The following is a 10316-nucleotide window of genomic DNA, read 5'->3' as shown; positions in this document are numbered from 1 at the left end:
AGTTCGAGCGGTGCGACGCGCGGGCCGGCCAGCGCCACCCAGATCGGCCCGTCCGGGCCGCCGCGCCAGAGGTTGTCGGGCATTCCGGGGAGGTCGTCGGCGAAGGACTCGCTCCGGCCCGCCTTCGGTCCGGTGAGCCAGTAGCGGGTCAGCCGGCGGGAGCCGGTTTCCGCGACGACGAGGAAGGACTCGTCGGCGCTCGGGGCGAGCCCGTTGGCGAACTGGAGTCCGTCCAGGAGGACTTCGGGACTGTCGGCGCCGGGTGCGAGGCGCAACAGCCTTCCCGTGCCGGTGTGTTCGACGATGTCGCCGATCCACCGCTCGATCGGGTAGCGGAGGCTGAAGACGGTGAAGTACACACTGCCGTCCGACAGCGCGACCACGTTGCTGCAGCCCCGCAGCGGCTCCCCCGCCACCGAGTCGGCGAGGACGTGCACGGTTCCGTCCGCCAAGTCGACGCGCAGCAGCCCGCGTTCCGCGTCACAGACCAACAGGGCGTCGTCCGGGAGAAGTTCGAGGCCGAGCGGCCGTCCGCCGGTGTCGGCGAGGGTCTCGACCCGCACCGCCTCGGGGTCGAGCAGGCCGTCGAGGCGCAGGATGCGGCCGTCCTCGACGCCGGTCAGCACCCGGCCGCGGGCGTCGGCCACCACATCCTCGGGACCCACGCCTCCGATCGCGACGTAGCTGCGGGCGAGCAGTGCACTGGGTCGGTCCACGAACACCTCCACGGTTGGGTCCGGCGCGCGTACGCTTGCTGTTCTTCCCGGTCATCGCGGCACCCGGTCTCGTTTGCCGAGCGTATTCCCGGTGACCCGGATCGCGCTGCCGGTCGGCGAGAAGTGAGAAGGGGGCCCCGCATGACGTGGTCGGCCGCCCGCCGCGCGGGAACTCCCCGGTGAACCGCGTCCGCACCGCGTGGCAGCGTCTCGGGCTCGCCGAACTCAACCGGCGCGGGCGGGAGTTGGAGCTGCTGCACCGGGCCATGGGGTTCGCGACGCTCGCGCTGGTCACGCTGGCGCCGCTGCTGATCGTGGTGGCCGCGGCCGATCCGATCGGGCACGGCGGGTTCGCGCTGTGGCTGGTTGACGGCATGGACCTGTCCGGCCGCTCGGCCCGTGCGCTCACCGATGTCTTCACCCCGCCCCGCAAGGTGATCGGCACCACCAGCGCCTGGAGCGTGGCACTGCTCGCGCTGTTCGGGCTGTCCTTCGCGTCGAGTGTGCAGAGCGGCTACGAGCACGTGTGGCGCCCTACCGGCGCGCCCTGGCACCGCATCTGGCGGCAGTTGATCTGGCTGGTCATGCTGATGGGTTATCTGTACGCGCAGGTGCAGACCCGCAACGTCCTCGCGGGCACGCCCCGCATCCTGCTCAGCATGACGGCCGGCCTGCTGTTCTTCTGGTGGGGCCCGCACTTCCTGCTCAGCCGCCAGGTCCACTGGCGGTATCTGCTGCCGGGCGCGCTCGTCACGATGGCGGGCCTGGTCGGCCTGCGCTGGTTCTCATACCTGGTGTTCACCCCGCTCCTGGTCACCAACGCGGTCAGCTACGGCCCGGTCGGCACGGTGTTGGTGGTGGAGTCCTGGCTGGTCGGCGTGGGGTTCGTGCTCTACGGCGGCGCGTTGGTGGGCAGGCTGCTGTGCGAGCGGTTCGGGGACCCGGACGCGTCGTTCCGCACGAAGCCGGAGACACCGGAGGAAGCAGAGGAAACGGAGGTAGCGCAGGAAGTGGAGAAAGCGCAGGAAGCGGACGCCGAGCAGGACACGGTGTGACGCTCGGGCCGGCGGTCCGGCTACCAGCCCTTCTCGAACATCCGGGCCACCTCGGCGATACGGACCTCGTCACGCCGGTAGTAGGTGCGCAGCCGGATCCGCCGGGTGCGCAACAGGCCCAGGGCCGTGAGGAGTTCGAGGTGGGTGTCGGCGACCTGGCGGGACACGCCCAGCTTGACCGCCACCGCCTCCGCGCTGACCCCGGCCTCGGCGAGACACTGATGTGCCGGGAAGTGGGCGGCCGGATCTCTCAGCCACTCCAGGATGTCCAATCGTCGCTGACTCAGCGGAGTCCTCAGCATTTCGTGACCCTCCGTCCTGCGCGCCACTTGCCGCGTCCTCCCACTCTCCCGCAGCACGGTCCACCGCGTCCCCGACTCGGTGCCCCTTGTCCGGGACCGACCGTTCCTGTTCGGCGTGGCCGCCGCCGCTGGGGCGCGCGGCCACGGACGGGACACATGGGACCGCCGGGATCGAACTCCGGCTTCCGGAACGGGTGTTGGCCGAACCACGCCGTCGCAGCCGAACAAGAACGCACGCGCGCCGGGCGGCGGAGGTCCCCCTCCGCCCGCGGCTCACGGCTCTCGCGGGCGGAGGGGAGTCGGCCCAGCCGTCGAGTCGTACGACCCGCACGGCTCCGGCGGAGACCGCGAGACCGCCCGCCGCCCGCTCGCCGGTCAGCAGCTCGGTGCCGTCGGCGCCCAGCGGCACCTTGACGTCGGAGGCGCTGTGGTTGATCGCGAAGAGGAAGCTGCCGAACTCGCCTTCCCGGCGCACGACTTCGACGTCGTACGGCAGGTCGGCGCGCGGGTCGATCCGGGCGTCCTCGGCCGCCCAGCCGAGCAGGGCGTCCAGGCCGTGGGCGTCGAGCCGGGTCGACACGTACCAGGCGGTGCCCTCGCCTAGGCGGTGCCGGGTGACGGCCGGGTGGTCGGCGGTGAGGCCCTCGGCGTACGTCCACACGGTCTCGGCGCCGCGCGGGACCACGAACTCGGTCCATACGTCACCGGTGAGTTCGGAACCGTCGGCTCCGGTGATACGCACCCGCTCACCCGCGAGCAAGGGCGAGAACTCCTCGACCGTCAGGCCGAGTACGTCCCGCAGCGCGCCGGGGTACGCGCCCTCGTGGACGGCGTCGTGCTCGTCGACGATGCCGGAGAAGTAGGAGACGACGAGGGTGCCGCCCTGCTCGACGTACCGCTTCAGGTTGTGACCGGCCGCCTCCGTCATCAGGTACAGGGCGGGTACGACGACAAGGGGATACGCCGACAAGTCGGCTTCCGGGTGGGCGAAGTCGACCGTGAGGTGGCGGTCGTAGAGGGCCTCGTAGAAGGCGTCGGCGCGCTCGCGGGCGTCGTGGTCCTCGCTGGGGCGCCACTCCAGTTTCTGCGCCCACCACGACTGCCAGTCCCATACGACGGCTGCGTCGGCCCGCGTGCGGGTACCGCGGATCTCGCTCAACTCCTCGATGGACGCGCCGAGTTCGACGACCTCGCGCCAGACGCGGGTCTCCGTGCCGCCGTGCGGGAGCATCGCGGAGTGGAACTTCTCGGCGCCGCGCCGGGACTGGCGCCACTGGAAGAACATCGCGCCGTCGGAGCCGCGCGCCACGTGGGAGAGGGCGTTGCGGGCCATCTGGCCGGGGGCCTTGGCGGGGTTGCGGGGCTGCCAGTTGACGCCCGAGGTGGAGTGTTCGAGGAGCAGCCAGGGGGCGCCGCCCGCGACGGAGCGGGTGAGGTCGGCGGCCATCGCGAGGTTGACGTGGGTGCGGCGGCCGTCGGTGATCAGGTAGTGGTCGTTGGTGACGAGGTCGACCTCGCGGCCCCAGGCCCAGTAGTCGACGGACTCGCACTGGCTGAGGGCGGCCATGAAGTTGGTGGTGACCGGTATGCCCGGCGCGAGGCGGTGCAGGATGTCCCGTTCGGCGACGAAGTTCTCGCGCATGGTGGCGTCCGCGAACCGCGTGTAGTCCAGCGCCTGGGCCGGGTTGACGGCGGTCGGGGTGAGGCGGGGTGGGTTGATCTGGCCGAGGTCTCCGTAGCGCTGGCCCCAAAAGGCGGTGCCCCAGGCCTCGTTGACGCCGTCGACGGTCTTGTACGTCGCGGTCAGCCAGCGGCGGAAGTGGGCGGCGCAGGAGTCGCAGTAGCAGGCGGAGACGGGGACGCCGTACTCGTTGAAGACGTGCCACAGCGCGAGGGCGGGGTGGGTGCCGTACCGCTCGGCGAGCTGTGTGGTGATGTTCGCGGCGGCGGCGCGGTAGTCGGCGTTGCTGTGGCAGATCGCGCCGCGTGAGCCGAACTCGTAGCGGGTGCCGTCGGCGGTGACGGGCAGGGCCTCGGGGTGGGCGCGGTAGAACCAGGCGGGCGGCGAGACGGTGGGCGTCCCGAGGTCGACGCGGATGCCGTTCTCGTGCAGCAGGCCGATGATCCGGTCCAGCCAGCCGAAGTCGTACACACCGGGCTCGGGCTCCAGCAGTGCCCAGGAGAAGATCCCGACGCTCACCATGGTGACGCCGGCCTCCCGCATCAGCCGGACGTCCTCCTGCCAGACGCTCTCCGGCCACTGCTCGGGGTTGTAGTCCCCACCGAAGGCGAGGCTGGTGAGGCCCCTGGGGGTGGTCTCCGGCATGGATCTCTCCCGTAGTCGATCATTTGGGAACGTGCACACAGCACGCCCGAGGGCGCCGCCCCAACATAACCGCACGCCCGTGACCGCTGACAAGTGTCCTTGATGTTTCTCTGCTGTGAACGCTCCCATACCGGTGCTTCTGGCTCCGGGCCCGGGAGCCGTAGAGTCTGGACCATGAGCAATACGGGGGGTCGGCGCAGACCACCGACGATCCATGACGTGGCGCGCGAGGCCGGTGTCTCGCGGGGCACGGTGTCGCGTGTCCTCAACGGCGGGCACTATGTGAGCCCGGCCGCGCAGGAGGCCGTCAACGCGGCCATCCGCAGGACGGGTTACGTCGTGAACCGGCACGCCCGCTCGCTGATCACCGGGCGTTCGGACTCGGTCGGTTTCCTGCTGACGGAACCGCAGGAGAAGTTCTTCGAGGACCCGAACTTCAACATCCTGCTGCGCGGCTGCACCCAGGCGCTGGCCGCGCACGACATCCCGCTGCTGCTGATGCTGGCCGGCACCGAGGACGAGCGGCGGCGCATCACGCGGTACATCACCTCCGGGCACGTCGACGGGGTGCTGCTGGTCTCCAGCCACTCCGGGAACCCGGTGGCGGAGGAGCTGAGCGAGGCGGGCGTGCCGCTGGTCGCGTGCGGCAAGCCGATCGGGCTCGGCTCCAAGATCAGTTACGTGGCCGCCGACGACCGGGACGGCGCCCGGGACATGACCCGGCATCTGCTCTCCCTCGGCCGCCGCCGCATCGGCACGGTCACTGGCCCGCTGGACACCCCGGGCGGTGTCGAGCGCCTCGCCGGCTACAAGGAGGTGCTCGCCGAGGCGGGTGTCGAGGTGGACGAGCGTCTCGTCGTCTCCGGCGACTACAGCCGCCTCAGCGGCGAGAAGGGTGCCGAGCGGCTGCTCGCGCAAGTGCCGGACCTGGACGCGGTGTTCGTCGCCTCCGACCTGATGGCGCGGGGCGTGCTCACCACGCTGGAGCGGGCCGGGCGGCGGGTGCCGGAGGACGTGGCGGTCGGCGGCTTCGACGACTCCCCCGCCGCGCTCGCCTCCAGCCCCGAACTCACCACGATGCGGCAGCCGTTCGACCGGATCAGCGCGGAGATGGTGCGGGTGCTGCTGGCGCAGATCGGGGGCGAGGACACGGCGGCGGTGATACTGCCGACGGAGTTGGTGAAGCGGGAGTCGACGTAGGAGGGGGCGAGCCGTCGGCGCGCCCCCTCGTCACGGCCGTCAGGCGGTCGGGTTGACGATCACCTCGGCCGTGTTGTTCGCGCTGTTCGGGTCGAAGACGACGGGCTTGTCGCCGTGGGGGTGGACGATCACGTGGCCGGTCGCGTCGGGGACGACCCGGTCGACGCGCAGCTGGAACGGGAAGCTGACGTCCAGGTCGGGCTTGGCCCACATCCGCAGGGAGCAGGCGTAGTGGCCGATGGTCGGGTCGTCGCCCGACGTCCAGGCGGTCTCACAGCTGTCGGGCACGGACGTGGCGGTGGTGCCCTCCGGGAGATAGAAGTCGATCGCGGCGACCGGGTCACCGGAGCCGACGTTGCCGACCCAGGCCGGGCCGTCGTTGGTGAACCGGAAGGTGGTGGTGACGGTGTCGCCGGCCGCGCCGCTCACCTCGGTGCCGTGTGCGGCGAAGTCGGCGGTGTTGTCGGCGTCGATGCTCCAGGCGCGGCTGTTGTCCGAGCTGTCGAGGTCGGTGATGCCGTCGACGGGCTCGATCTCGTAGTCGAACCGGTCGAAGAGCGCGTGGTCGGTGACGGTGAGGTGCAGGGGCGCGGGCAGTTCCACGGTGGCGCCGGGCGCGATGTCGGTGTCGAAGGTGCAGGTCGCGTGGGTCATGGGCATGTAGGTGCCGCCGACGTCCGGCTCGGTGTAGGTGCACTGCGGGTAGCGGGTGACGACGTCGAGGCCGTACGTCGCGTACATCTGCACGGTGAAGCCGTGGGCGGTCTCGTTGCCGGTGTTGGTGACGGCGAACGGCACGGTGAGGTCGGTGCCGGGCGCGACGCCGGTCATGTCCTGCGGGGCGGCGACACCGAGGTCCGGGCCGGAGCGGACGGTGACGGAGGTCTCCGCGTTGCCCTCCGGAGCGGTGAGGGTGCCGTCGGGTCCGCCGGTGGCCTCGGCGGAGTACTCGATCGCGCCCTGCGCTCCCGCGGCGGCGCCTGCGGCGGCCCGCACCTTCAGCTGCACCTGCGCGGTGTAGTTCGTGGGCACGTCCCCGGTGTCGCACACCGCGACGGTGCCCGCGCTGTTCGGCGTGCAGTTGTCGGGCCAGACCACCTCGGCGACCCCGGTGAGCCCGGAGACGTCGACGGTCAGGTGTCCGTCCGTCACCGTGAAGTTGTCGTTGTCGTGGTACAGACCGAGCGACAGCGCCCGGTACTGCGCGGTGCCGCCGGCCGGGGCGACGGTGACGGACTGGTCGGACGGCGCCTGGATCCACAGTTGGTCGCTCTGCGGCTCGTCGTCGGCGAAGGCGGCCCCGCTCCCGAGACCGGCGAGGACCAACGCCCCCACGGCTCCGGCACAGGCTCCGCGACGCAAGTGACGCCCGACGGAGACAGATCTCATGACATCCCCCATGTTGGTATAGCGGAAAGCCCGGCAAGTAGTCAGTGCCGGGCGGGAGTTGGACGGCCCGCCGATACGAAAGGTTGCAGTGGGAGGCGTGTCTATACCCTTTGGTAGAGACGCCGATCCTCCGTCGCGCCGACGATTCGCCGGCCGGCGGGCGGAATGCTCGTGGCCATGGACATCACTTCGCTCACCGTCGTACTCAGTGTGATCGTGGTCCTCGCCGCCTCGGTCCTCGTCGTGTCCAACGAACCCCCGCTGTGGGTCTACCTGTTGAGCGGTGCGGGCTCGCTGCCCCTGAGCGGTGTCCTGCTCGACGCGCCCGCCGTCACCTCCGCACTCGCGGACGGCTCCGCCGCCACCTGGGCCCTGCGGTTCGCCGTCGCCGCCACCGTCATGGTCGTGCTGAGCTTCTTCTTCGGCGGGGACGGCCGCGCGGCACGGACGAAGACCGTCCGGGTGTCGTCAACTCCCGTGAGGATTCCGCTCGGTGACGGTCCGTCGCCTCTGACCGGCGAGGGCGGTGACGGTGAGCGCGAGGACGCAGGTCAGGCAGAGCCAGGCGAAGGCGTCGCCGATCCGGTCGTAGACCGTGGTGCCGCCGCGGACGGGTACATAGGCCACCATGGTCTGGCGTTCGGTCGTGAAGTAGTCGGTGGAGGCGAGGACATGGCCCTCGTCGTCGTAGGCGGCCGAAACACCCTCCGCGTCCTGGCGGATCAGTGAGTAGCCGCCCTCGATCGCCCGCAGGCTCGCCTTCTCGGTGTGTGCGGCTCCGTACTCCCGCCAGTCGTGGGAGGGGACGAGCATGATGTCGGCGCGGGTCCGCATCATGGCGGGGAAGTCTGCGTCGTAGCAGATGACGTTGGCGATCCGGCCGTACGGGGTGTCGGCGACGGGCACGCGGCCGTCGCCGGGCGTGAACTTCTCGGAGCCGGGGATGGGGTGGGCCTTCTGGTAGGTCCACAGCACCTTTCCGCGCGGGTCGATGAGGATCGCCTCGTCCTTGTCGTGGGCGGGTCCGCTCCTGCTGTAGACGCGGACGCCGATCTCCAGGTAGACGCCTGACCGGCGGGCCCGGTCCTGGGCGGCGGCGACGGCGGACGGCTCGTGGGACTCCTGGGTCTTGACGGCCTCCTCGGGCCAGATCACGATCTTCGCCCCGGCGGCGGCCTCGCGCCGGGTGGCGGCCAGCAGGTCGTTCTCGACCGCGGCCATGGCGGGTTGGACCGTCGCGGCGGGCGCGGTGGCGATGTCCGGGACCCGGGCGAACACCGCCCGCTGGGCGTCGGTCACGCTCCGGCCGGGGCTGATTCCGGCGACGCGGACAGTCGGGGCTGTGGAGGGCGCGAGGGCGAGCCGGGCACCACCGGCGAGCACGACGGTCAGCAGTACGGCCACGTAGACCAGGCCGCTTCGCCAACTGGGCTTCTCCCAGAGGTGGTTGACGGTGGCGGCGAAGTAGGCGATCAGGAATCCGATCCCCCACGGGCCGGTGACGGAGACGACCTGGAGGAGCGGAAGGTCGCCGTACTGGGTGACCGCGAGCGAGCCGTAGGCCGTACCGAACGGCGACACCACGGTGATCAGGAACTCGGTCGCGGCGACGGCGGCCGGGAAGGCGAGGGCCGCCACCCCGGGGCGCAGCCGGCCGGTCAGCAGTCTGTCGGCCAGGAACGGCAGTGTCTGCAGAGCGGCCAGCGCGACGGCTCCCGCGACCACCACCGGGCCGAAGCCGATCGCCGACTCCTGCACCCAGAAGACGGCGGCCACCGTGTGCGCCGCCCAGATCCACAGGGTCCCGGCCCAGGCACGGCTGAGACGTGTGAAGCGCAGCAGGAGCACCAGGGAGATCCAGGCGGCGGCCGGGACGTCCCATCGGCCGCCCACCGCGAACAGCGTCGCCGCGGTGCCGAGCGGCAGCAGCGCCCACCGCGCGGTGGGCCGTGAACTCCCTTTACCGCCGGGCGACTTGGTCACCGTCGTCGTTCCGGGAGAAGGGCGGGTCGGTGGTGGGTTCTGTTCGGTGGGGAGGTTCGTCATGGGGAACGACGCTAGGAGGGCGGCACCCTCTGGCGCCTCCGTCCCCGCGGCGATCTCCGGCGGCACCGCGCAACCATCGATGCGCACCCGGCGGAGGATCCCGCCGTGCTCCCGCTGCCCTAGCCTGATGAACTGAAATGGTCATGGAGAAAAGGGCCCTGCCACGGGCCGCACAGCTCTGGTTCGCAGCCCGGCCGCGTCCGACGGACGTCGCGCTCGGCGGCGGTCTGACGTTGTTCGACATGGCCACGGTGCTCGGCCGCAGTCCGACGCCGGGCGGCTGGGCCGTGGCCCTGTGGGGAGCGCAGACCGTCCCGCTGCTGTGGCGGCGGACGCGACCTCGTACCGTCCTGGCCGCGATGACCGTCCTCTACGTCGCCTTCCAGGTGCTCGGCCCGATCCCTCAGAAGATCCCCGGCCCGTTCCTGCTGATGATCGGTGTGTACGCCCTCGCGCGGTACGAACCGGTCGCGGTCAGTGTGCCCGGGACTTTGGTGTGCCTGGCCTCGGCCATGACCGCCGACGCGCTCAGCGGGCACTGGCAGACACCGCTCCTCGGTTCGCTTGAGCCGATCAGCGCCACGACCTTCGTCTTCTTCTTCGCCCTCGCCTGGATCCTGGGACACGGCGGACGCAGGATCGCCGTCGACGCCGACCGGCTGCGCGAGCTCAACCGGCGGCTCAGGGCCGAGCAGGAGCTCAACGCCCGGCAGGCGGCGATCGCCGAGCGGGCCCGTATCGCCCGCGACCTGCACGACGTCGTCGCCCACCACGTCAGCGCCATCGCCGTACAGGCACGCGCCGCGCAGGACGTCATGGACGACGATCCGCCCCTCGCGGCCCATGGGGTGGAGCTGATCGCCCTGACCGCCGACACCGCGCTCGTCGAGATGCGGCGCCTGCTCGGGCTGCTGTCGTTCCGGGAGCGGGAACTCGCGCCCGAACCGTCCCTGGACCACCTCGGCACACTCATCGACGCCGCCAGGTCGGCGGGGTGCCGGGTGACGTACGCGTCGGAGATCCTGCCGGGGACGGCGCCGTCCGCCGGGATGCGGGTCTCGGCGTACCGGATCGTCCAGGAGGCGCTGACGAACGTGGTCAAGCACGCGGGGCCCGTCGAGGTGCAGGTCACCGTGCGGGGCGACGACACCGGCCTTGTCATCGAGGTGCGCAACGACCCGGCCGCTGCGGGCCATCGGTCCGTGACCGGCTCGGGCCGGGGGCTCATCGGCATGCGGGAACGCGTGGCGGCCTTCGACGGTGAGCTGGCGGCGGGGCCGCG

At 71.3% G+C, this 10316-nt stretch carries 8 protein-coding genes and 1 pseudogene; 3 read left to right on the top strand and 6 right to left on the bottom strand.

The features are described from left to right. The coding region (locus R6V09_RS35700; RefSeq protein WP_317885613.1) for an SMP-30/gluconolactonase/LRE family protein at positions 1–716 on the bottom strand (716 nt) is incomplete at its 3' end. 179 nt (positions 717–895) lie between these two features. Between R6V09_RS35700 and R6V09_RS35695 the strand changes: the two genes are divergently transcribed. Then, a complete protein-coding gene (locus R6V09_RS35695) occupies positions 896–1771 on the top strand; it encodes a ribonuclease BN (RefSeq protein ID WP_317885612.1) in 876 nt (291 codons plus the stop codon). Between the two features lie 20 nt (positions 1772–1791). Here the strand turns inward: R6V09_RS35695 and R6V09_RS35690 are convergent, their stop codons facing one another. Both R6V09_RS35690 and R6V09_RS35685 read right to left on the bottom strand, forming a co-directional pair. Continuing rightward, a complete protein-coding gene (locus tag R6V09_RS35690) occupies positions 1792–2073 on the bottom strand; it encodes a helix-turn-helix domain-containing protein (RefSeq protein ID WP_317885611.1) in 282 nt (93 codons plus the stop codon). Positions 2074–2380: 307 nt separating this feature from the next. After that, a pseudogene (locus R6V09_RS35685) lies at positions 2381–4399 on the bottom strand (beta-galactosidase); the annotation flags it as partial. Positions 4400–4573: 174 nt separating this feature from the next. Between R6V09_RS35685 and R6V09_RS35680 the strand changes: the two are divergent. Next, positions 4574–5599: a LacI family DNA-binding transcriptional regulator gene (locus R6V09_RS35680; RefSeq protein ID WP_317885610.1), complete on the top strand. Its 1026-nt coding sequence runs from the start codon at positions 4574–4576 to the stop codon at positions 5597–5599. 39 nt (positions 5600–5638) lie between these two features. On the opposite strand, the gene R6V09_RS35675 is transcribed toward R6V09_RS35680, so the two are convergent. From R6V09_RS35675 to R6V09_RS35665, 3 genes are all read right to left on the bottom strand, one after another. Continuing rightward, on the bottom strand, positions 5639–6934 hold the full coding sequence (locus R6V09_RS35675) for a hypothetical protein (protein ID WP_317885609.1): 1296 nt from the start codon (positions 6932–6934) through the stop codon (positions 5639–5641). 323 nt (positions 6935–7257) lie between these two features. Continuing rightward, positions 7258–7389 carry a hypothetical protein gene (locus tag R6V09_RS35670; RefSeq protein ID WP_317885608.1) on the bottom strand — a complete coding sequence of 44 codons (132 nt, stop codon included), beginning with the start codon at positions 7387–7389 and terminating at the stop codon, positions 7258–7260. Positions 7390–7456: 67 nt separating this feature from the next. Then, entirely contained in the window at positions 7457–9034 is a 1578-nt protein-coding gene (locus R6V09_RS35665; RefSeq protein ID WP_317885607.1) for a nitrilase-related carbon-nitrogen hydrolase, read from the bottom strand. A gap of 143 nt (positions 9035–9177) precedes the next feature. On the opposite strand from R6V09_RS35665, the gene R6V09_RS35660 reads away from it, so the two are divergent. Continuing rightward, positions 9178–10316, top strand: a 1139-nt coding sequence (locus R6V09_RS35660; protein ID WP_317885606.1) for a sensor histidine kinase, incomplete at its 3' end; no start/stop codon positions are given.

The organism is Streptomyces sp. W16 (assembly GCF_033194735.1).
Taxonomy (GTDB): domain Bacteria; phylum Actinomycetota; class Actinomycetes; order Streptomycetales; family Streptomycetaceae; genus Streptomyces.
This window is presented reverse-complemented; position numbering and strand designations above follow the sequence as displayed.

Coding starts and splice junctions, on each gene's coding strand:
- R6V09_RS35680 (WP_317885610.1), top strand. CDS start 4,574: ATGAGCAATACGGGGGGTCGGCGCAGACCACCGACGATCCATGACGTG.
- R6V09_RS35690 (WP_317885611.1), bottom strand. CDS start 2,073: ATGCTGAGGACTCCGCTGAGTCAGCGACGATTGGACATCCTGGAGTGG.
- R6V09_RS35665 (WP_317885607.1), bottom strand. CDS start 9,034: ATGACGAACCTCCCCACCGAACAGAACCCACCACCGACCCGCCCTTCT.
- R6V09_RS35670 (WP_317885608.1), bottom strand. CDS start 7,389: ATGACGGTGGCGGCGACGGCGAACCGCAGGGCCCAGGTGGCGGCGGAG.